Source organism: Pantoea sp. KPR_PJ, assembly GCF_041386365.1.
Classification (GTDB): domain Bacteria; phylum Pseudomonadota; class Gammaproteobacteria; order Enterobacterales; family Enterobacteriaceae; genus Pantoea.
The window spans coordinates 474,716-495,643 of record NZ_JABMIK010000001.1 but is presented as its reverse complement, the minus strand read 5'-3'; the positions used below and the strand labels follow the sequence as shown (position 1 = coordinate 495,643).

Below are 20,928 nucleotides of genomic sequence, written 5' to 3'. Positions count from 1 at the left end.
GGCAAACTCTGTTAACCCGGTGCCGCTTAATTTCTATGTCCGCCACGGATGCCTCACTCGCGCGTTTCGCCCCAGCGACGCAACGCTGGTTTTACGCCACCTTTACGCTCCCCACGCCGGTGCAGTCGGCAGCCTGGGACGCGATTGCCAGCGGCCAGTCGGCGCTGGTGATTGCTCCGACCGGTTCGGGCAAAACGCTGGCAGCCTTCCTGCACGCCATTGACGCCCTGTATCGTGAGCGTGAAGAGCTGGCGCTGCCTGACAAAACCACCCGCACGCGTATCCTCTATATTTCACCGGTTAAAGCGCTGGCGGCAGACATTCAGCGTAATTTGCAGCGGCCGCTGGAAGGGGTTCAGCAGCAGCGCCAGCAGCGCGGTGAAAAACCGGTCACGCTGACGGTCGGTATGCGCTCCGGTGATACCACCCGCGCCGAGCGGGCAAAGTTACAGCGTACGCCGCCAGATATTCTTATCACCACGCCGGAATCGCTGTTTTTGATGCTGACGTCGCGCGCCCGCGAAACCCTGCGCGGCGTGACGACCCTGATTCTGGATGAAGTGCATGCGGTCGCGGGCAGCAAACGCGGCTCGCAGCTGGCGCTCAGTCTGGAGAGGCTGGACGATCTGCTGGCGAAGCCGGCCCAGCGCATCGGTCTGTCCGCCACCGTGCGCCCGGTGGAGCGGGTGGCGCAGTTCCTCGGCGGCGTGCAGCCCACAACGATTGTCAATTCGCCTGCCCGCCGCCCGTTGCAGATGAAAATTAGCGTGCCGGTGGCGGATATGACCGATATACCGGGGCACACAACGAGCGAGGGGGCTCAGGAGAGTCACCATCCTCAGGGTTCGCTCTGGCCGCATATCGAACAGCGTATTCTTGAGCTGGTGCTGGCCCGACGCGCAACTCTTGTTTTCGCTAACTCGCGCGGGCTGGCAGAGAAGCTTACCGCCCGGCTAAATGAACGCTACGCTGCCCGTTTCAGCACGGAATCCGCCTCCAGCGACCTGCCGGTGGCATATGACGCGACAAACGGTGGCACAGAGAGACGCAGCGATGGCGCAGCGGCCATTCTCGCCCGTTCGCACCACGGTTCGGTGTCAAAAGAGCAACGCCGCGAAATTGAGGCGGCCTTGAAGTCTGGCGCCCTGCGCTGCGTGGTTGCCACCTCAAGCCTGGAGCTGGGTATTGATATGGGCACGGTTGATCTGGTGATCCAGGTGGGTGCACCGCCGTCGGTGGCCAGCGCGCTTCAGCGCGTTGGCCGCGCCAGCCATCAGGTGGGTGGCATCTCTACCGGTATTGTTTTTCCGCGCACGCGGCGCGACCTGGTGGATGCGGCCGCCACCGTACAGTGTATGCTGAATGGCGAGCTGGAACCGGTTACCCCTCCTCAGAACCCGCTGGATGTGCTGGCGCAGCAAACCGTGGCAGCCGTCGCGATGGATACCCTCTCAGCAGAGGCATGGTTTGCGACCGTACGCCGGGCCGACCCGTTTCGCACGCTGTCACGCCGTCTGTTTGACGCAACGCTTGATATGCTGTCAGGCAACTATTCTGCTGATGCCTTCGTTCAGTTTCGTCCGCGCCTGATCTGGGATCGTGCCACTCATCTGCTGACCGCGCGTCCGGGTGCGCAGCATCTTGCCGTGACCAGCGGCGGTACCATACCCGATCGCGGCGCGTTCAGCGTGATGCTGCCGGAAGGTGAAGAGCAGGCTGGCTCACGCCGCGTCGGAGAGCTGGACGAAGAGATGGTGTATGAATCGCGGGTAAACGACATCATTACCCTGGGCGCGACCTCATGGCGTATTCAGCAGATTACCCATGACCAGGTCGTTGTGGTGCCTGCGCCAGGACGCTCGGCTCGGCTTCCTTTCTGGCGCGGTGATGGCGTGGGCCGCCCGGCGCTGCTGGGCGAAAACATCGGTCGCTTTCTGCGCGATGCTGAATCGGGAAAAATGGCATCGATGGACTGGATGGACCCCAGTGCGCAGCACAATATTCACACCCTGCTGGCCGAACAGCGTGAAGCTGCTGGCCTGGTCCCGACCGACCGCACACTGCTGGTTGAGCGCTGCCGCGATGAAACGGGCGACTGGCGGGTGATACTGCATTCGCCCTGGGGCCAGCGTGTGCATGCGCCCTGGGCACTGGCGGTGGCAGCGCGTGTTCGCGAGCGCACGGGGCTGGATCCCGCTATCGTGGCAGGGGACGACGGTATTGTGGCTCGCTTCCCTGATACCGGGGATCCTGTGCCCGGGGCAGCGCTGTTTCAGTTCGACGCGGATACGCTACAACGCGTTGTCACCGCAGCCGTCGGCCAGTCAGCCCTGTTTGCCGCGCGCTTTCGCGAATGCGCTGCGCGCGCGCTGCTGCTGCCTCGCCGAAATCCAGGCAAGCGATCACCGCTGTGGCAGCAGCGGCTGCGCGCCGGAGAGTTACTGGCTGCGGCACGCGACTATACTGACTTCCCGATTCTGATTGAGACCGCCCGCGAATGCTTACAGGACGTTTACGACCTCCCCGCGCTCCAGCAGTTAATGGCTCGCATTCAGAACGGCAGCGTAACCCTCACCGAGATAACCACAGAGGTGCCATCCCCCTTTGCCGCGCCGCTGCTGTTCGGCTATGTCGCAGAATTTATCTATGCCACCGATGCACCACAGGCTGAACGACGTGCTTCGCTGCTGGCACTCGACAGCGGTCTGCTGAGTGAACTGCTGGGTCAGACCGCGCTGCATACGCTGCTCGATGTCCGCGTCGTTGAGCGCGTGGGTCAGGAGCTGCAACGCCTCGCTTCACGCTACCAGGCAACGGATAAAGAAGGCGTGGCCGATCTGCTGCGTGAGCTGGGGCCGCTCAGCCAGACAGCACTGTCGGCGCGCGTTCAGGGCGATGCGCAGGCGGCGATAACTGCGCTGGCACAGGTGAACCGCGCCATTTGCGTGACCATAGCGGGTGAACCGCGCTGGGCGTCGGTTGAGGATGCGGCGCGCCTGCGCGATGCCCTTGGCGTGGTGCTGCCCGCAACCCTCCCTGCCGTCTTTTTACAGCCGGTGGCCGATCCGCTGGGCGATCTGCTGGGCCGCTATGCCCGCACGCATACGCCCTTTACTACCGATCAGCTGGCGCACCATTTCGGGCTGGGCCCGGCGGTGGTCAGCGCTGCGCTGGCGCGCCTGCGCGACCAGGGCAAACTGTTGCAGGGCGATTTTACTCTGCCGACCGCTGAACATGCGCGTGAGGGGCAGAAGCAGTGGGTTGCCGGAGAGATATTTAAACGGCTGCGCATTCGCTCACTACAGGCGGCGCGAGAGGCCACGCGGCCAGTACCGCCGGAAGCCTGGGTTGCCCTGCTGCTTGAGCGCCAGGGCCTGGCAGGAGAAAACGGGCTGGGCAGCTATGAAGGCGTGAACGGCGTGGCGCGTGTAATTGAGCAGCTTGCTGGTCTGGCGCTGCCTGCTTCAATCTGGCAGTCGCAGATTTTACCCGCTCGCGTGCGGGATTATCAGCCTGCGATGCTGGATGAACTTCTCTCTTCGGGTGAGGCACTGTGGGCAGGCGAACGCTCGCTGGGCCACAACGATGGCCTGGTTTCGCTACATTTACGGGCCTTCGCTGCGGAAACGTTGCTGCCACAACGCCAGGAGCAGGAGACGCTGCGTCTGACGCCGCTGCATAACGCGATTCTGGCGCGGCTGGATAACGGCAGCGCGTGGTTTGCGCATCAGATTGCTGCCGCTGTAGCGGACGTTTCCCCTGCCGTTGATGAGCGTCAGGTTCAGCGCGCGATCTGGGAGCTGGCGTGGGCGGGTTATGTCACCTCTGATACCTGGGCGGCTCTTCGCCAGTTACACGGCATGAGCGCCAGCGCACGTGCAAAACCCACGCGGTCGCTGCGCACGCGGCGCGGCCGTATTAGCCTGCAGCTGGGCCATACCGGTACGCCAGCTCTGCCGGGACGCTGGTCGCGTCTTAACCGATCCGCCCTGCCCGCTACACAGATGGCGCTGGCGATTGCCGATAATTTACTGGATCGCTGGGGAGTAGTGACGCGCAGCGCAGCGATGGCTGAGCAGATCCCCGGCGGCTTCCCTGCCCTGCAACCCATTATGCGCGGGCTGGAAGATGCCGGGCGCGTCCTGCGTGGTCGCTTTGTTGCCGGACTTGGCGGCGCACAGTTTGCTGAAAACGCCACGATTGAACGGCTGCGCATGCTTGCTGATCCGCCATCAGGTAAACCTCTGGCCCTGGCACTCTCCGCCATCGATCCCGCTAACCCGTTTGGCGTCACGCTGCGCTGGCCTGCTCATCCAGCGGTCACGCGGCCGACACGTCGCAGCGGTGCGCTGGTGGTGCTCTGTCGGGGTCAGCTGCTGCTCTATCTGGCACAGGGTGGTAAGGAACTGCTGAGCTATGGCGATGAGAACCTGCACGCGGCGGCCATCGAGGCACTGGCCAGCGCGCTGCGGCGCGAGCGGGCATCAGGGTTAACGCTGAAAACCATTAACGGCCAGCCTGCCGGTCAGTCTCCCCTGATTGATGCGCTGCGCCGCGTCGGTTTTTCACGCGAGCCTAAGGGATATAGCTGGTATGGTTAACCCGTTTTTATAACGCGGCCTTCATTGATCCTGGGATAACTTATTCCTCATCTGCAGGGCCGCTAATAAATGCGTATAAAACAAAATCTGGCAGCAAAAGTAATCATATATAGTTTGATCGCGCCTGATATCAAACGCCCTCTGGCATAATTAAAAAAAGAAAAAACAGGAAAATAGCGCAAAAATATCTTTTCACAAAAAATCAGACGCTATATTATTACACCTCGCAGACAGTGTTTTTATCCTTCACGCACAAAACATTTCTGTTTCGTCGTCAGCGCTTCATAGTAATTAATCCATATTTACCCGGAACCGACGCCTGTCAGAAAGTACACCCCTTGCTTAGTACCTTAATTCCATTGCCAAATAAGCCTTTTTGTTAATAACGGAATGCATAACGCACTGTCCATTTTGAATAAACGCCTGACCATCCCGCCCCTGACAATGCACAATCAATAAGTTAACCATTTCATTAATAAACCCTGGTTTATTGGCTTGTAAAATATTATTTTGGCTTGCCTGCTCCCTCTTAATAAGCACAGTTGAAAAGAATATAAAGAGCCGTAAAATAAATTTGTTCAATTTGCGAAAGTTCTATGCCTTTCGTCTGAACAAAGGGTGTAACCCTGGTATTCGCTAATGTGGCAACCTGACCTTTATGGTCAGGTTTTTTTTAATTACCGTCAGGCACTTTTACGCTAACAAACCGTTATTCTGGCGATGTGGTTAACCCGGTCAGCATTAGGTTCACAAAATCCTTGTCATATACGTTCGCTCAAACAGGCAGTCAACGCAGTTGCGTTGCGACGTTCATTACCCCCCCGCTGAGCTTATTTCACCAACAGCGTCTACACTTTCCTTCTTTAACAACGCCACTACTGACGGGAGAAAAGTATGTCCAGGAAAGCCCTTATCGCCGGGATCAGCGGCGTCATCGGAACGGCTACAGCAGAGCGCTTACTGGCAGATGGCTGGGAAGTTTACGGGCTGTCGCGTGGCCGGACGCCGGTACCTCAGGGCTGTCACGCCATTAATGCTGACCTCACCTCGCCAGAATCGGTCAATAACGCACTAAAAGATATCGAGCCTGATGCCCTCTTTTTCAGCGTCTGGGCGCGCCAGGAAACAGAAAAAGAGAACATTCGTGTCAATGGCGCGATGGTGCGCAACGTTATTGAGGCGCTGGGCGAACGCTTACGCGGTAGCCATGTTGCCCTGGTAACCGGACTTAAGCACTATCTGGGACCCTTCGACGCCTACGGCAAAGGGGCCGTGCCAGTGACGCCGTTTCGTGAAGAGCAGGGCCGCCAGCCGGTCGATAATTTCTATTATGCTCAGGAAGATGAACTTTTCGCTGGCGCAGAAAAATATGGCTATCGCTGGAGCGTACATCGCCCGCATACCATCATCGGTTATGCACTGGGCAATGCCATGAATATGGGGCAAACGCTGGCCGTCTACGCCTCACTCTGCAAATACCATAATCTGCCCTTTGTTTTTCCTGGCTCGGCAGCGCAGTGGCACGGCGTAACCGACATGAGCAGCGCCACCCTGGTGGCTGAGCAACTTGAATGGGCAACCCATGCGCCGGGCGCGCAGAATGAAGATTTCAATGCGGTCAATGGTGATGTATTCCGCTGGAAGTGGATGTGGGGTGAAATTGCCGACTATTTCGGCATTGACGCGCAGCCGCTGCCGGAGGAAACCCAACCGCTGGAGCAGCGTATGGGAGAAGCCGAAGCGCAGTGGCGAGCCGTGGCGCAACACTACCAGCTACGCGAGCCTGACATTAACCGACTGGCCTCCTGGTGGCATACCGACGCCGATCTCGGCCGTCCGATGGAGGTGTTTACGGATATGAGTAAGAGTCGCAAGGCGGGCTTCACTGGCTATCACAGTACGCGCGACGATCTTTTCGCACTGTTTGATCGCCTGAAACAGGAGAAGCTGATCCCGGGCTGACCTCTGTCCCGCCCTCGGGCGGGACAGTTATCCATTTATTCGTCGTCCTGCGCCACGCGCACCACGGTTTTACCGAAGTTTTTACCTTCCAGCATGGCGAAAAACGCGTCTGGCGCATTTTGCAGCCCGTCAACGACATGCTCGCGATAGTGGATCTCACCCTTTTCTACCCAGGGTTCCATGACCTCTAAAAACTCGCCGTAGCGATGGCCATAATCATCAAAAATGATAAAGCCCTGCACGCGCATGCGTTTTTTCAGAATGTCCCCCATCAGCAGCGACAGGCGGTCCGGCCCCGGCGGTAAATCGGTCGCGCTATAGCCAGAGACCAGCCCACACACCGGGATGCGCGCTTTTGTATTCAACAGCGGCATGACCGCGTCGAACACCTTGCCGCCAACGTTCTCATAATAGATGTCGATGCCGTCCGGACAGGCTTTTTGCAACTGCTCCGCCAGATCGGATTGATAATGATCCAGGCAAACATCAAAACCCAGTACCTCAACGGCATGCCGACACTTCTCCTCGCCGCCAGCTATGCCGACTACGCGACAGCCCTTTTTCTTACCCACCTGTCCAACCGTGGCACCCACCGGCCCGGTTGCCGCGGCAACCACCAGCGTTTCGCCGGCCTGAGGCTCCCCGATATCCAGCAGTCCCATATAGGCGGTAAAACCCGGCATGCCGAGCACGCCCAGTGCCCATGAGGGATTAGCCAGGTCGTTGCCCAGCTTTCTGACGGCAGACGCAGGCGCAACGGAGTAAGCCTGCCAGCCGCCGGCCGACAGTACCCAGTCGCCTGGCTTGAAGTCAGCGTGACGCGACTCTACCACGCGGCTAACCGTACCGCCGACCATCACTTCGCCCAGTTTTACCGGCTCAGCATAGGATTTTGCGTCGCTCATACGGCCACGCATGTAGGGATCCAGAGAGAGATAGACAGTGCGCAGCAGCAGGTCATCTTTTTCCAGCGACGGTACAGGAAGCTCGCTGAAGCTGAAATTCTCCTTTACCGGTTTGCCATGCGGACGCGAGGCCAGTGTCCAGCCGTGATTTTGCGGTTTCGCCATCATTTCCTCCGTTGGTTAAAAGCTCTGGCATCCATTGAGGCTAACAGAGGATGAAAAAGTTGCCTGGCAGGAATGGCTTTCCGGACAGGCAGATAATCTTGTCCCGGCTGCGCGGCTGAGGTGAAAAAAGATAATTCGTTGATTTTCATCAATTGTGCTGCATAGGGAATGTGAAGGTGCCGACAGAAACGCAGCGGCAATCTGCGGGAAGGTTACAGGAATTTTGTAACTCAAGGATGTGAAAATGACACAACGTATGATCTTAAATGAGACGGCTTATTTTGGTGCAGGCGCTATCCGTCATCTGCCGGAAGAGGTTAAACGCCGCGGGCTGACTAAGGCGCTGATTGTTACCGATAAAGCGCTGGTAGCCGCCGGTGCGGTGACGCGCGTCACGCGCCTGCTGGATGCACATCAGCTTCACTGGGCGCTTTATGATGAGGTGGTGCCCAATCCCACGATAGCGGTGGTGCAGCGTGGTGTAGAGGTATTTAAGCGTGCCGAAGCTGACTATCTGATCGCCATTGGCGGTGGCTCGCCGCAGGATACCAGTAAAGCCATTGGTATCATTATCACTAACCCCGAATTCGGTGATGTACGCAGCCTGGAGGGTTTTGCACCGACGCGCAACCCCAGCGTGACGCTCATTGCTATTCCTACTACTGCCGGGACAGCCGCCGAGGTGACGATCAATTACGTTATTACCGATGAAGAGAAGCGGCGAAAATTTGTCTGTATCGATCCGCACGACATCCCCAGGGTAGCCATAATTGATGCGGAGATGATGGCCAGCATGCCGCCTGCGCTGAAGGCTGCCACCGGCATTGATGCGCTGACACACGCTATTGAGGGCTATGTCACGCGAGGAGCCTGGAAGCTGACCGACATGCTACATCTGAATGCGATTGAGATAATCAGTCAGTCTCTGCGTCAGTCGGTGAACGGCGAGATGCAGGCAGTAGAGCAGATGGCGCTTGGTCAGTATGTTGCCGGAATGGGATTCTCCAACGTGGGCCTCGGGCTGGTTCACGGAATGGCGCATCCGCTGGGGGCGTTCTATAACGTGCCGCACGGCGTGGCCAATGCGATTCTGCTGCCACGCGTAATGGCCTGGAATGCCGACTACACCGGTGAAAAATATCGCCACATTGCGCGTGCGATGGGAGTAAAGGGTGTCGAAAGTTTGTCACTGTCGCAGGCGCGCGATGCGGCGGTGGGGACGGTGAAGCAGCTGTGCCACGATGTGGGCATTCCAGCCTCGCTGTACGAGGTCGGTCTAAAAGACGAGGATATTCCGGCGCTGGCTCAAGAGGCGCTGAAGGATGTATGCACCAGCGGAAATCCGCGTGAGGCCACTCTGGAGGCAATCGAAAGGCTTTATCGGCAAAGCTGAACCCTGTGCCGCCCACTGTGGCGGCCTTTATCTCTTTTTTTCTTCTGCTTGTGCTGTCGCTCACTGGTTTAGTTTTTGACCCGTTTTACCGTGGTTTACACTAATGCTACAAGCGAAGCCGTGCGGCTGATATCCTTGCCGCTTTGGTTTGATGATTCACGAGGGAAACCATGAAACGTATCGCTATTGAGATGGATGAAGTCATTATTGACTTGAACCACACACTGACTCCGCCACAGGCTTCACCGCCGATAGCGCCACCGCAGCCCACGCGTGCCGCACTGTTTGAAGAGATAGAGGAGCTTATCGGGGAAGAGACTTTTTACGCTGGCCTGCCGGCACAACCGGATGCGCAGCGCGTTATCGAACGCCTGTCGCAACAGTACGAGATCTATATCACCACGACCGCAGTGGATTTTCCACGTTCGCTGATGGCAAAACTGGAGTGGCTGAAGGCCAATTTTCCGTTTATCAGCCCGATGAATATCATCTGCTGCGCCAGCAAAAGCATCCTTAACGCGGATTATCTGATTGACGTTGACGCCAGGCATTTTGACCAGTTCAGCGGCCAGGGGATTCTGTTTGCCACTGCGCAAAACCAGCAGGAAACGGGCTATTCCCGCGTCGACAACTGGGCAGATATAGAGCGCTATTTTTTCTGATCCTGCTATCTTTCGCCACGCCGTTTTTCGCGTGCAGCCCCTGCGCCTGAAGGATTAGGCGCGATTTCCCCCCTGAATTTCAGCCTAAAATCGCTCGCGTTACCCCGGTGCCCCACTGCCTTGCCGTTTCTTTCCTCACGGATGTGGCTTTTGCTTGATCTGGATCACGATTTTCCGCATAGTGCGCAGCAAAACCACTATAACGATGCGGAGTAATGATGAGCCTCTATCAACATATGCTGGTGTTCTATGCCGTGATGGCTTCAATTGCCACACTGATCACCTTCTTTATTGCCAAAGACAAGCTGTCGATCCGGGCATTAAGCGCCTTTCTGGTCGGTGCTACCTGGCCGATGAGTTTCCCCGTAGCGCTGATGTTTGCTCTGTTCTGATCCTGTTAGCCACTTCTGAGGCTTCACGCTGATTTAACAACACTTTCCGGGCGCGAGCTACACTTACTGTACGCCTCTGGTCGCCCCTCAGACCATCGACGTTTGTTTGCTTACTTTATGCCATCACAAGGAGCGGATATGCGTTTTGTCACTGTCGTGTTGTTTGTTACCCTGCTCAGCGCCTGTCAGTCAGGCCCGCTGGCCCCTGAAAAACCGGTGCCATCTGCGGAAACCCGCCAGCAAACCTGCCAGCCAGGTACCACCACCAGCCAGAATGATTGCGGACACTTTCCCGAACCCGAATTTCATTAAGCGTTGCTGAAAGAGGAAATTCGCGTCAGCTGAGATCCGCTGACGCGAGGGGCATTACGAACGCGGTTTGTCTGCGCTGATGGGGTTAACTTCGCCAGGCGTTGAGCCCAGCTCGGCCCCTGTGGTGGGGTTGAGGCTGCGATCGGACGCTGTACGGTTGGTCATATTGTCCACATCGGTCTGCTGGTCCGATGGCAGATTTACGGATGCGCCGCCATCCCCGCCGTCCACTGCCGGTCCCGGATCGGCCACATACTCAAAGTTTTCGTCTGAGTTCCAGCTCCCCCGAATATCTCCTTCGCCTGCCGACATGTTGTAGTAGACGTTGGAATACTGTTCAACTGGCGGCAGTTTGCCTGGTGGAAAATTATTGCGGATAGAGTAGAGCGCCTTTTCAAAGGAGAGCTGGTGCGCCACTTCACGCGTCATCAGGAAGCCCAGCGCATCCTTAACCCCCACGTCATCGGTCATATTAATCAGACGCTCATAGAGGATTTTTGCGCGTGCTTCAGCCGCGATGTTTGAACGTAAATCTGCGGTCACTTCGCCAATCGTGTCGATATAGGCAGCCGTCCAGGGCACACCCCCTGAGTTAGTCAACGGCGGTCCACCGCCATAGAGCAGTGAGGTCAGGTGACTGTCATTACCGGCACCGGTAATGGAACGATAAATCTCACCCTCTTCTTCTGTCCCTTCTGCCAGCTTTCCTTTTGCGCCTTTATTGAGCATGCCGACCATCGACCCGATAATCTCCAGATGACTCAGCTCCTCGGTAGCGATATCCATCAGCATATCTTTACGTCCCGGATCGTCGTCGCCCAGGCCCTGAGTAAAGTAGCGGCAGGCCGCGGCGAGTTCGCCCTGTGGACCGCCAAACTGCTCAAGCAGCAGGTTAGCTAAGCCCGGATCGGGCTTCTCAACCCGGACGGTATACTGTAGTTTTTTAACGTGTCTGAACATTGCTCATTCCTTTCCAGTGGGTCTGGTTTCTTTCTGCAAGGCCGGACCAGGTCGTTATTTTTTCGCTTCTACGCCTTCAGCCGCATCACGCGTCATAAATTGCTGAGTGACATCTGGCAGATGTGTCAGGCACCATTCCGCCATTGCAATCTCCTGCTCGCGGATCTGTTCGAAAATCCGCACGCCCTCCTGGTCGCCTACCAGCTCGGCAGCGGCGATCAATGAGGTGTAGTTAGCGATTTCGAACTGCTCAAAGACGTAACCGCTGATCGCACCCTTCACTACCTCGTCGTCCGCGAACATTCCGCCCATTGCCTGACCCAGAGCAGAGAGTTTGCCCATGGCATCTTTAAAGGCTGAACGTGACGTATCATTGCGGTCGATAACCGACTGTAATAAGGTCTGTTGCTGACGCGTCTCTTCAATATGTTGCTGAATGCGCGCTTTTAAATCGGGATAGTGTTCAAGACGCGATGCCATTTTTTCCAGCATACTTTCTGCCTGCTTTTCCATAGCATGCGCATCTCTTAGCCAGGCAAGATAATTCTCTTCGTGTGTCATGATTCACCTCTTGAAATAGGAAGGCTGTAAAATCACTCTCCGATATCGGCAGAGAATTAACTGGTTTGCTCAGCCAGCAAATTCAGTTTTTCATCTGTGGCCTTTTCTTCTTTCAGCGTCTCAGCCAGTAATTTTGCCGCTTCGTCAAAACCCAGTCTTTTTGCCATTGCGGCCAGCGTGCCGTAAGTTGCAATTTCATAATGTTCAACCTTTTGTGCTGCACCAATTAATCCTGCATCACGCACCGGACCCGCTTCAACGGAGTCGATCAGCTCCTGCGCTTCTTCCACCAGCCCCTCCATAGCGTGGCACTTCATACGACGAATACGAAGTTCTTCCGTTTTTTCAACAATTTGATCCAGGCGTTCAATCTGCCCACGGGTTTCTTCCAGATGCGTTTCAAAAGCTGCCTTCAGTGATTCATCCGTTGCAGCACGCGCCATTTTAGGCAATGCACGAGTAATCTGTTTTTCTGCACTATAGACATCAGAGAGATCGTGAATAAAAAGATCCACCAGTGTTTTGATCGCCATTACAGGTTCCTCTTGACGGATTATGTGATTGTTTGCCTGGCCAGGACGCTACAGAAATTAATAATAGATGCTCAGCACAATTGCGCAAATTTATAAAAGCGAAGCGCAAAACAGAATGAAACTGATTATTAAAGATTATTCTTATTTCAACCCAGCCTGCCGCTTCACTTAACTATCAGCTCAGAAAAGAAATAAATTAAAATTATCACCCCAATGCAGGTCGCTTATTTAGGGCATTCGGTTTAGCGCAGCAGGAAATAAGCGCAGCGCGTTAATTAGCGCTGCGTTATTACTAGCAAACCGTTGACCAGCGTGCTATTTCGGGTATGCGTTTGCTTTACAGGCCCGAAGGGAGCGATTACAGTCGCGCGCAGACACCAGGACCCACTGCCCGGTGCGTAAGCGTTAACGTTAACCAACGCTCCACAGCGGCTTTGCCGCACTTTGTGATGCGAATTTTATGACCCTGCGACTGCCTTCTGCCCTGCGCGCCTCTTATTCAGCTCAGTCCGGTTTTTTTCTACTGCTCTGGCTGCTGACCGCGGCTAACCTGCGGGCACCGATCACTGCCGTTGGACCGGTGCTGGACAATATCCGTCTTGCCTTTGGCCTCAGCGCTGCGGCGGCGGGATTCTTTAACTTTATTCCGTTAATGATGTTTGCCCTGCTCGCCCCTGTTGCAGCCCTGGCGGGTAACCGCTTTGGCCTGGAGCGCAGCCTGTGGAGTGCCCTGCTGTTAATCACCACGGGCGCACTGGCGCGCTGGTTGCCCAGTGAGACCGCGCTGTAGACGGGAACCTTTGTGCTTAGCGCGGGGATAGCGGCCGCCAGTGTGCTGTTGCCTCCGCTGATCAAACGTAACGTTACGCAGCATTCCGCTCACTGTATTGGTCTCTATGCCACCACAATGTCGCTGACCGCCAGTTTTGCCAGTGGCATCGCAGTGCCGCTGGCAGAGGTTTCCGCGGCAGACTGGCGGCTTTCTCCTGGTGTCTGGGCTGTTCCAGGCCTGATTGCGCTGTTCGCCTGGCTGCCGCGCCTGCGATCTCACGCCGCCACACCGCATCTCGCCGAGCGGTCTGAAGCGGCGGCGCACCAGCCCCTGGCGTTCAGCTGTTGGCTGACAGGTTTCGCTGTTGACGGGATTGCAGTCACTGGCGTTCTACACCCTGATCGACTGGTTTACACCCTGTGCTCAGGCGGAAAATTACAGCCAGGCCGACGCGGGCTGGCTGCTGTTTCTTTATCAGGCGATCGCGATAATTGCTAATCTGGGCTGTATGGTCGCGCTGAAACGGCTGCGGGATGCACGTCTCACCGCCGTTATCGCCTCTGGTGCCAGATTCTGCGGCGTGCTGGGGCTGCTGCTGCCTGAGCTGGCCGCGCTGTGGCTGATTATCGCTGGATTGGGCGTGGGGGCGTCGCTGGTACTGTGCCTGTCGCTGTTTAACTCGCGCGCCCGAAACCCTTACCAGGCTTCCCAGCTTTCCGGTATGGCACAGCGTGTAGGCTATGCGCTGGCCGCCATGGGTCTGCTGCTCTTTGGCGTGCTGCATGACCTGAGCGGTGACTGGACGCTGCCGCTGGCCCTGCTGGCGCTACTCAGCCTGGTGCTGATGGGGCTTGCGCCAGGCCGATAGACTGAACGCTATTTGCTTTCCTGCTGCGGCAGATCGTAGTGAACGGCCAGCCAGAGGGTCGGCTCCTCGCTGCTGGTCCAGTTAACGCGATGGCGCACCTGCGCAGGGAGATTAATGAAGTCGCCGGCACGCAGCACTCTCTCCTGCTCTTCATGCTCAATATGCAGGCCCGCGGCTCCCTGCACCACCATTACCCATTCGCCCTGAGGCTGGCTATACCAGAAGCCGGGTGGGCTTGCCTGGCCGGTCGAGATAATGCGTTCGATTCGCACGTCTGGACGAGACAGAAGATCCTCAACGGTTTCCTGCACACCGCGTACAGCGGCATCGGGAAAAGCATCAAACAGGTTAGTGAGCATAATGTTCCCCAGGTTGTGAAGCAGGGTATAACCCTGGCCTCAGGCGCAAACGCGTAACAATTCACATTTTTTGCACGCGCTGCATTGATTCAGCGTCCACAGGCGTTCATTATCCGCCGCCAGACGCCTCAGAAATGGAGATCCCCCCCGTGCCCGAACTCAGTAATGCGCTGCTGGACACCCTGCTGGAGCAGGTTCGCCCCCTGACCGCACAGGGCAAGGTCGCCAGCTATATTCCCGCGCTGGCCGACGTCCCAGCGGACGCGCTGGGTATCGCCGTTGCCACCCCGGATGGTCGCATTTACCAGGCGGGCGATGCGCAGACCCGCTTCTCAATTCAGTCAATTTCGAAAGTGCTGTCGCTGAGCGTGGCGCTCACGCGCTACAGCGACGATGAGATCTGGCAGCGGGTGGGCAAAGAGCCTTCCGGGCAGCCCTTCAACTCTCTTGTGCAGCTGGAGCTGGAGCACGGCAAACCGCGCAATCCTTTTATTAACGCCGGTGCGCTGGTGGTGTGCGATATGCTGGAAACGCGCCTGACCGCGCCGCGCCAGCGCATGCTGGAGTTTGTGCGCCAGCTGAGCGGCCAGCCCGATGTTCATTACGATCGCCACGTTGCCCGTTCAGAATATGAACACTCGGCACGCAATGCGGCCATTGCCTGGCTGATGAAGTCGTTTGGTAATTTTAATAACGATGTCAGCGAGGTGCTGCAGACCTATTTCCACTACTGCTCGCTGTCAATGAGCTGCACGGAGCTGGCGCGCAGCTTTGTTTATCTGGCGAACCAGGGCAAAAGCGTTGACGGCACAGCCATTATTTCGCCGCGTCAGGCCAGACAGATCAACGCACTGATGATCACCAGCGGCATGTATGACGGCGCAGGCGAATTTGCATGGCGCGTTGGCATGCCCGCGAAGTCAGGCGTCGGCGGCGGGATCATCGCCATTATTCCCAACAGGATGAGTATCGCCGTCTGGTCACCCGGTCTGGATCACATCGGCAACTCGCTGGCGGGCACCGGCGCGCTGGAACGACTCAGCGAACACCTTGGCAGCTCCGTTCTCTGAGGGTGTCAGGCGACCGTTATTGCAAAGGCTAAGAATTTTTCCAGATTTAGCCCCGCTCAGCGCCGTAACGCGGTAAAATGCCGCCTGACGTTTACCACCCAGTGATGTTTTCATGACCTTTTTTACCCCGTTGCAACAACGATTCAGCGCCTGCCTGGCTATCCTGGCGGTGCTGATGCTGTTTGTCGCGCCCGTGGTATCGAAGGATCTTATGGCGCGTCACGGCAGCGCGATGTCAGCGGCGGCAATGCCGCTGACGCACAGCGTTGATGCTCTGCCGATGATGCACCACATGGATGACGGCATGATGCATCCTGACTCAGCCATGGCGCCGAGTGAGGGTGTTGCCTGCGGCTACTGCGAACTGCTGATACATGTGCCGCTGATGCTCTGGACAACCTCCCCGCTGATCTGGCTGATAATGATCATCGCCCGCGCGCCGCCGCCGCCGCGCGTCATTCCTCCGTTGCGCCGACGGGACGTTCGCGTCTACCGGCCTCGCGCCCCGCCCCTGGCCACGCCTTTTAATCAGGACGTCTGATTTTCCGTTGCACAACGCGGCGGGAACAGGCGGGTTATTAACTGAATAAAAATGGATGCGCTATGTCATCAGTTCAGGAAACGGCACGGCCAACGGGCTCGCTGTTTAACGTATTACGTCGTCTGCACTTTTATATCGGGCTGTTTATCGCCCCGTTTATTTTTATCGCTGCGCTGACCGGCACGCTTTATGTGCTGACGCCGCAGGCAGAGCAGCTACTTTATGCCTCTGCGCTCACTGCCGAACCCCAGGGGGCCGCAAAACCGCTCTCTGCCCAGATCGCCGCCGCCCGTCAGCATACTGGCGAGGCGGCACGCATCTATGCGGTACGTCCGGCTGCAAACGCTCAGGAGACCACGCGTGTGCAGTTCATCCAGCAGAACGCGGGACCGTCGGAATCGCGCTCAATATTTATCGATCCTTACAGCCTGCAGGTTAAGGGCGACATGACGGTGTATGGCACCAGCGGCGTGCTGCCGCTGCGTATGTGGCTCGATCAGCTGCATCGCGGTCTGCTGTTGGGCGATGCCGGTCGCCTCTACAGCGAACTGGCCGCCTCGTGGCTCTGGGTGGCGGCGCTGGGTGGGATCGTGCTGTGGCTCGGCACACGACCACGCCGACAGCGTAAGACGCCGCGCACCGGCCAGGCCTTTGCCCGCCACTGGCACATCACCCTGGGTCTGCTGCTGGCGCTTGGCCTGATCTTCTTCTCCGTCACGGGTCTCACCTGGTCGCAATGGGCCGGGAGCAATATCGATAAAATGCGCAGCGATTTGGGCTGGCTGACGCCGCAGGTGCGCACCGCACTGGATGCCAGCGCGCCGGTTGCAACAGCCGATCCCCATGCCGATCATCATGCTATGCCCGCCATGGCGGGTATGGACAGGCACGCAATGCCGTTACCTGCCAGAGCAGTGAACGCCCCTGACGCCGACTGGGACAGCGTGCTGAGCGCCGCGCGTGAAAACGGCATCCATGCGGCCAGAGTGGAACTGCGTCAGCCAAAAGGTAACGGCCAGGCCTGGACGGTCAGTGAGATCGATCGCAGCTGGCCGAGCCAGGTGGATGCAGTCTCGGTTGATCCGTCCCGCTTTACGATTGTTGATCGGGTTAAGTTTGCCGATTTCCCGCTGGTGGCAAAGCTGACGCGCTGGGGAGTGGATGCGCATATGGGCGTCCTGTTTGGCCTGCCAAATCAGCTGCTGCTGGCTTTTTTTGGCTTTGGTCTGTGCGCCATGATTGTGCTGGGCTACCGCATGTGGTGGCTACGCCGTCCGGCAGTACCGATGCAGAATCCGGTACAAACCCTGTTAACCGCCTGGCTGGCGCTGCCGCGCTATGCGCAGGGCGCATCGCTGATGGTGGCGCTGGCGCTGGGTCTGGCGTTACCGGTTATGGGCGTCAGTTTGCTGGCGTTTATCCTGCTCGACCTGCTGCGCTGGCGTAAGGCGCATCGTGCCACACGGCCACAACCGGAAACGCCGCTGGATAAACAGTCGCCGCTGGGGATTGTGCGCGGGCGTTTTGCCAGAAAGCAAAAAGAAATGCGCTATTTTTTGCGCAGCGTGGTGATTCTGTGGCTGATCGTGGGCACGGTCATGGGCAATGCGATTATCAGCGGCGTCATTGATCAATACCACATCGCCTTCAGGGACTGGTCACTGATGATGTACGTCACACAGGCGCTGATGGTGATCCTCTACACCTCGGTCTTTACCGGTCTGATGTCGATTCCGCTGTGGTATTTTTTCCTCGGCGAGAGCGACGAGCAGGGTAAATAACATGCCGGACTGCCTGCCTTTTGAGGCGGGCAGCTTATTCAAATAAGTTGAATCCCCTGAGCAAATTCCTCACCTTCTCATCTTTTTTAATCGGTTTATTCTGTCGTTATCTGTTCAAAACGGGAGAAAAAGATGAACGTAGTTCGTGCCCATCGCGGCCAGATGTTTGAATATGGTCCCTTTACGATCCGCCGTCTGCGTCCCGGTGAACGCTTTGGGCCGCTGGCCATTGTCGACATGACCACGCTGAAGCTCGGCGCACGCATCCCGATGCAGAAACATATTAACGACGACATCCTGAACTACGTCTGGCGCGGCTCGGTACAGCATACTGACAGCAGCGGCGAACGCACGCCGCTCTCTGCTAAACGCATCATGGTGGTAAATGCCGGCGAGGGATTGCAGTATGAGGAATCCGCGCCGCTGATTGAGGCTGAGGTGCTACAGGCGTTTATTCGTCCGTCTCAGGCAGGGGGGGAAGCGAAAACCCAGCTGCTGGAGCGCGCTGACGGCGCGGCCCGCAATGCGTGGACGTGGCTGGCCGGGCCGGAAGGGAGTGACGCGCCGTTAACGCTCCGCCAGGCTGTACAGGTTTATGATGTGCGGCTTGAACGCGGCAAAACGATTGAGGTGCCGGTTATGCCCGGCTATGCCGCCTGGCTGGTGGTACTCGACGGCGTGGTAAGCCTGGAAAGCCAGCGCCTGCATAAAGGCGATGTGGCAGGAGACAGTGCTGCGTTGCCGCCGGTTTTTGCCGAGCGCGACGCCACGCTTATCTGTTTTCTGGTAGATGCAGAAGCCGCTGGCGTCATGAGTGGAACCGTCAGTGGCAGTTAAGACTGCATCAGGAACGGGCACGCACGGGCAAAACAGGAAGGCAATAAGCCGTCAGGCACACTTCCCCTCTGCCCGTGCGTTTCAGCTGCCACCACGGATGGCCTTGCGACCTCAGGCATGATGCCGCACACGCTGTAGTCTTTGTCTGAACTGGCGCACGTCGTCACGCAGCCAGCAGCGCTGTCTGAAAGACGTATTCTCCAGCGCCGCCGGCAGTGGAATGCCGTCCAGCGTGCCACGGTTACAGTAAGCTCGCACCAGCCTCGGCGGGGATACATTCAGATAGCGAGCCACTTCTGATAGTGTCATTAACTCATTCTTCATCTTCATCTCCTTTTGCGAACCCATCCATGCATCTTCAAACCAATCTGGATTGTATTGTTTGATCTGAAGCATTGAACCGCTGATCGTTTTATGACCAGGGCGTCAAAATTACTTTTTTGCTGGCGAAGCGGCGGGTTATCACCCAGGCTTGAGGCTCTTTCCCTTCGATGGCGAGGATGCGTGAAATTACTCTCTTTACTGCTGTGCGGTGCACTGCTTCCTGGCCTGAGCAGCGCGCATACGTTTGAAACGGGCAAGCCGCTTCCCCGTATCTTTATCGCTAATGAGGGTGAACTGGTTATCCAGCAGAACAAGCTGGTTTATCAGCGCTGGAGCAGCGCATCGCTGACTGGCAAAGTGCGCCTGATGATCCACGTGGCCGGACGTCTCTCTGCAAAAGATCAAAATGCACCGCTCATCGCCGCCATCAGGCAGGCAAATCTTCCCCGTGGCCGCTTTCAGACTACCACTATCGTTAATACGGACGATGCAATACCCGGCAGCGCTATCTTTGTAGAACGCAGCATAAAATCGAGCAAGCTGGATGCGCCGTGGCAGCACTTTGTTATCGACAGCAGCGGCGTTGCGCAAAATAGCTGGCGGCTGATGCCACATGGCTCCACGGTCGTGATCCTCGATACGCACGGCATTGTGCGCTTCGCTAAAGACGGCGCGCTGACGCCACAGGAGGTCAACCAGACCCTCGCGCTGCTCAATCAGCTACTCGCCGCCCCGGCTTTATCAGACGCTGCGCTGGGTTCGTAAATAAAATTAGTGTTTTATTATCACCGACTTCTCTTTTCGTCAGCTTGTCGACTACGCTTTATCTCACCGCAGCGTCAAAACAAAATCAGAACTCTTAGCTCATTGCGGCCATTAAAATAACAGGCTCTATTTTTAATGATGGCTCTCATTGCGCCACATTGTTCATTGCAATTACGACAGGCCGACGCGCTCAACTGCATGTAAGGACTGCCATCATGACCATTTTTGCTGAAAGAGATACAACCCTCATTCCCAGCGATCCCCTGATGCTACTCACCGAAATTGAACAGCGCCTGGACGGACTGTTACCGGTAGAGAGCGAGCGCGACTGCGTAGGGCTTGCCATGCGCGAAGGTGCGCTGGCTCCAGGCAAACGTATCCGCCCGGTTTTGCTGATGCTGACCGCGCACGATCTCGGCTATCGGGATTCCCATAGCGGTCTGCTGGACCTCGCCTGCGCGATTGAAATGGTTCACGCCGCTTCGCTCATTCTTGATGATATTCCCTGCATGGATGACGCCGAACTGCGCCGTGGCCGCCCCACAATTCACCGACAGTTTGGCGAACCGGTGGCGATTCTGGCCGCGGTGGCTCTGCTGAGCCGCGCTTTCGGCGTCATTGCGCTGGCCGAAGGCATCAGCAGCCAGGCCAAGACTCAGGCGGTAGCTGAACTGTCGCACGCCGTGGGTATTCAGGGACTGGTGCAGGGACAGTTTCGCGACCTGACCGAAGGCAGTCAGCCGCGCAGCGCGGACGCTATCCAGCTCACTAATCATTTCAAAACCAGCGCGCTGTTCAGCGCCGCGGTCCAGATGGCCTCTATTGCGGCTGGCGCGCCGCTGGAGTCCTGCGAAAAACTGCACCGCTTTGCGCTCGATCTTGGTCAGGCGTTTCAACTGCTCGATGACCTCAGCGATGGGCTGAGCGACACCGGCAAAGACGCCTGTCAGGACGTCGGGAAATCTACCCTGGTCAACATGCTGGGCAGTAACGTCGTTGAAAAACGGCTGCGCGATCATCTCCGGCGCGCCGATCGTCATCTGGCCTCAGCCTGCAACAGCGGTTACGCCACCCGACACTTTGTGCAGGCCTGGTTTGACAAAAAACTCGCTTCGGTCAGCTGACCACGCGTTTACCGTCTGAATTCCGTTTGATAATAGGGAAC

At 57.3% G+C, this 20,928-nt stretch carries 20 protein-coding genes; 14 read left to right on the top strand and 6 right to left on the bottom strand.

Annotation, left to right across the window (positions count from 1 at the left end):
* Positions 1-35: 35 nt before the first annotated feature.
* Positions 36-4,601, top strand: a complete 4,566-nt coding sequence (locus HP564_RS02350; RefSeq protein ID WP_371239791.1) for an ATP-dependent helicase — start codon at positions 36-38, stop codon at positions 4,599-4,601.
* Positions 4,602-5,495: 894 nt separating this feature from the next.
* Positions 5,496-6,563 carry an SDR family oxidoreductase gene (locus tag HP564_RS02345; RefSeq protein WP_371239789.1) on the top strand — a complete coding sequence of 356 codons (1,068 nt, stop codon included), beginning with the start codon at positions 5,496-5,498 and terminating at the stop codon, positions 6,561-6,563.
* A 35-nt stretch (positions 6,564-6,598) separates the two neighbouring features.
* On the opposite strand, the gene HP564_RS02340 is transcribed toward HP564_RS02345, so the two are convergent.
* On the bottom strand, positions 6,599-7,633 hold the full coding sequence (locus HP564_RS02340; protein WP_371239787.1) for an NADP-dependent oxidoreductase: 1,035 nt from the start codon (positions 7,631-7,633) through the stop codon (positions 6,599-6,601).
* A 244-nt stretch (positions 7,634-7,877) separates the two neighbouring features.
* On the opposite strand from HP564_RS02340, the gene fucO reads away from it, so the two are divergent.
* The 4 genes from fucO (at position 7,878) to HP564_RS02320 (ending at position 10,392) form a co-directional block, all read left to right on the top strand.
* Positions 7,878-9,026 carry a lactaldehyde reductase gene (gene fucO / locus HP564_RS02335; protein WP_371239785.1) on the top strand — a complete coding sequence of 383 codons (1,149 nt, stop codon included), beginning with the start codon at positions 7,878-7,880 and terminating at the stop codon, positions 9,024-9,026.
* Positions 9,027-9,196: 170 nt separating this feature from the next.
* Positions 9,197-9,688, top strand: a complete 492-nt coding sequence (locus HP564_RS02330) for a 5'-3'-deoxyribonucleotidase (protein WP_371239783.1) — start codon at positions 9,197-9,199, stop codon at positions 9,686-9,688.
* Positions 9,689-9,906: 218 nt separating this feature from the next.
* Positions 9,907-10,080, top strand: coding sequence for a GhoT/OrtT family toxin (locus HP564_RS02325; protein ID WP_103797032.1), 174 nt, complete (start codon positions 9,907-9,909; stop codon positions 10,078-10,080).
* Positions 10,081-10,218: 138 nt separating this feature from the next.
* Entirely contained in the window at positions 10,219-10,392 is a 174-nt protein-coding gene (locus HP564_RS02320) for a hypothetical protein (RefSeq protein ID WP_371239781.1), read from the top strand.
* Positions 10,393-10,446: 54 nt separating this feature from the next.
* On the opposite strand, the gene HP564_RS02315 is transcribed toward HP564_RS02320, so the two are convergent.
* The 3 genes from HP564_RS02315 to HP564_RS02305 are packed head-to-tail and all read right to left on the bottom strand — an operon-like array spanning position 10,447 to position 12,446.
* Positions 10,447-11,352: a manganese catalase family protein gene (locus HP564_RS02315; RefSeq protein ID WP_371239779.1), complete on the bottom strand. Its 906-nt coding sequence runs from the start codon at positions 11,350-11,352 to the stop codon at positions 10,447-10,449.
* Positions 11,353-11,406: 54 nt separating this feature from the next.
* Positions 11,407-11,913 carry a ferritin-like domain-containing protein gene (locus HP564_RS02310; RefSeq protein ID WP_371239777.1) on the bottom strand — a complete coding sequence of 169 codons (507 nt, stop codon included), beginning with the start codon at positions 11,911-11,913 and terminating at the stop codon, positions 11,407-11,409.
* 56 nt (positions 11,914-11,969) lie between these two features.
* Positions 11,970-12,446 carry a ferritin-like domain-containing protein gene (locus HP564_RS02305; protein ID WP_371239775.1) on the bottom strand — a complete coding sequence of 159 codons (477 nt, stop codon included), beginning with the start codon at positions 12,444-12,446 and terminating at the stop codon, positions 11,970-11,972.
* A gap of 460 nt (positions 12,447-12,906) precedes the next feature.
* Here HP564_RS02305 and HP564_RS02300 point away from each other — a divergent pair, with 460 nt between their 5' ends.
* Positions 12,907-13,236 carry a hypothetical protein gene (locus HP564_RS02300; RefSeq protein WP_371239773.1) on the top strand — a complete coding sequence of 110 codons (330 nt, stop codon included), beginning with the start codon at positions 12,907-12,909 and terminating at the stop codon, positions 13,234-13,236.
* A gap of 346 nt (positions 13,237-13,582) precedes the next feature.
* A complete protein-coding gene (locus HP564_RS02295) occupies positions 13,583-14,086 on the top strand; it encodes a hypothetical protein (protein ID WP_371239771.1) in 504 nt (167 codons plus the stop codon).
* Between the two features lie 8 nt (positions 14,087-14,094).
* Here HP564_RS02295 and HP564_RS02290 read toward each other — a convergent pair whose 3' ends face one another.
* On the bottom strand, positions 14,095-14,445 hold the full coding sequence (locus HP564_RS02290; protein WP_371239769.1) for a cupin domain-containing protein: 351 nt from the start codon (positions 14,443-14,445) through the stop codon (positions 14,095-14,097).
* Between the two features lie 149 nt (positions 14,446-14,594).
* On the opposite strand from HP564_RS02290, the gene glsB reads away from it, so the two are divergent.
* From glsB to HP564_RS02270, 4 genes are all read left to right on the top strand, one after another.
* Positions 14,595-15,515 carry a glutaminase B gene (glsB, locus tag HP564_RS02285; RefSeq protein ID WP_371239767.1) on the top strand — a complete coding sequence of 307 codons (921 nt, stop codon included), beginning with the start codon at positions 14,595-14,597 and terminating at the stop codon, positions 15,513-15,515.
* Positions 15,516-15,627: 112 nt separating this feature from the next.
* Positions 15,628-16,056, top strand: coding sequence for a DUF2946 domain-containing protein (locus HP564_RS02280; RefSeq protein WP_371239765.1), 429 nt, complete (start codon positions 15,628-15,630; stop codon positions 16,054-16,056).
* 62 nt (positions 16,057-16,118) lie between these two features.
* Positions 16,119-17,837 carry a DUF2534 family protein gene (locus tag HP564_RS02275; RefSeq protein ID WP_371239763.1) on the top strand — a complete coding sequence of 573 codons (1,719 nt, stop codon included), beginning with the start codon at positions 16,119-16,121 and terminating at the stop codon, positions 17,835-17,837.
* A 132-nt stretch (positions 17,838-17,969) separates the two neighbouring features.
* Positions 17,970-18,674, top strand: a complete 705-nt coding sequence (locus HP564_RS02270; RefSeq protein WP_371239761.1) for a pirin family protein — start codon at positions 17,970-17,972, stop codon at positions 18,672-18,674.
* Between the two features lie 111 nt (positions 18,675-18,785).
* Here the strand turns inward: HP564_RS02270 and HP564_RS02265 are convergent, their stop codons facing one another.
* On the bottom strand, positions 18,786-18,998 hold the full coding sequence (locus tag HP564_RS02265) for a hypothetical protein (RefSeq protein WP_371239759.1): 213 nt from the start codon (positions 18,996-18,998) through the stop codon (positions 18,786-18,788).
* Between the two features lie 180 nt (positions 18,999-19,178).
* Between HP564_RS02265 and HP564_RS02260 the strand changes: the two genes are divergently transcribed.
* Both HP564_RS02260 and HP564_RS02255 read left to right on the top strand, forming a co-directional pair.
* A complete protein-coding gene (locus HP564_RS02260) occupies positions 19,179-19,763 on the top strand; it encodes a YtfJ family protein (RefSeq protein WP_371239757.1) in 585 nt (194 codons plus the stop codon).
* Between the two features lie 266 nt (positions 19,764-20,029).
* Positions 20,030-20,887: a polyprenyl synthetase family protein gene (locus HP564_RS02255; RefSeq protein WP_371240639.1), complete on the top strand. Its 858-nt coding sequence runs from the start codon at positions 20,030-20,032 to the stop codon at positions 20,885-20,887.
* The last annotated feature ends 41 nt before the right edge of the window (positions 20,888-20,928 follow it).

What these genes read in the sequence shown, in the direction of transcription:
- HP564_RS02330 (WP_371239783.1), top strand. Translation starts at nt 9,197, where the DNA reads ATGAAACGTATCGCTATTGAGATGGATGAAGTCATTATTGACTTGAAC.
- HP564_RS02320 (WP_371239781.1), top strand. Translation starts at nt 10,219, where the DNA reads ATGCGTTTTGTCACTGTCGTGTTGTTTGTTACCCTGCTCAGCGCCTGT.
- HP564_RS02270 (WP_371239761.1), top strand. Translation starts at nt 17,970, where the DNA reads ATGAACGTAGTTCGTGCCCATCGCGGCCAGATGTTTGAATATGGTCCC.
- HP564_RS02275 (WP_371239763.1), top strand. Translation starts at nt 16,119, where the DNA reads ATGTCATCAGTTCAGGAAACGGCACGGCCAACGGGCTCGCTGTTTAAC.
- HP564_RS02290 (WP_371239769.1), bottom strand. Translation starts at nt 14,445, where the DNA reads ATGCTCACTAACCTGTTTGATGCTTTTCCCGATGCCGCTGTACGCGGT.
- HP564_RS02315 (WP_371239779.1), bottom strand. Translation starts at nt 11,352, where the DNA reads ATGTTCAGACACGTTAAAAAACTACAGTATACCGTCCGGGTTGAGAAG.
- HP564_RS02350 (WP_371239791.1), top strand. Translation starts at nt 36, where the DNA reads ATGTCCGCCACGGATGCCTCACTCGCGCGTTTCGCCCCAGCGACGCAA.
- HP564_RS02345 (WP_371239789.1), top strand. Translation starts at nt 5,496, where the DNA reads ATGTCCAGGAAAGCCCTTATCGCCGGGATCAGCGGCGTCATCGGAACG.
- HP564_RS02305 (WP_371239775.1), bottom strand. Translation starts at nt 12,446, where the DNA reads ATGGCGATCAAAACACTGGTGGATCTTTTTATTCACGATCTCTCTGAT.
- HP564_RS02255 (WP_371240639.1), top strand. Translation starts at nt 20,030, where the DNA reads ATGCTACTCACCGAAATTGAACAGCGCCTGGACGGACTGTTACCGGTA.
- HP564_RS02300 (WP_371239773.1), top strand. Translation starts at nt 12,907, where the DNA reads ATGACCCTGCGACTGCCTTCTGCCCTGCGCGCCTCTTATTCAGCTCAG.
- HP564_RS02340 (WP_371239787.1), bottom strand. Translation starts at nt 7,633, where the DNA reads ATGGCGAAACCGCAAAATCACGGCTGGACACTGGCCTCGCGTCCGCAT.
- HP564_RS02280 (WP_371239765.1), top strand. Translation starts at nt 15,628, where the DNA reads ATGACCTTTTTTACCCCGTTGCAACAACGATTCAGCGCCTGCCTGGCT.
- HP564_RS02325 (WP_103797032.1), top strand. Translation starts at nt 9,907, where the DNA reads ATGAGCCTCTATCAACATATGCTGGTGTTCTATGCCGTGATGGCTTCA.
- HP564_RS02310 (WP_371239777.1), bottom strand. Translation starts at nt 11,913, where the DNA reads ATGACACACGAAGAGAATTATCTTGCCTGGCTAAGAGATGCGCATGCT.
- fucO (WP_371239785.1), top strand. Translation starts at nt 7,878, where the DNA reads ATGACACAACGTATGATCTTAAATGAGACGGCTTATTTTGGTGCAGGC.
- HP564_RS02265 (WP_371239759.1), bottom strand. Translation starts at nt 18,998, where the DNA reads ATGAAGAATGAGTTAATGACACTATCAGAAGTGGCTCGCTATCTGAAT.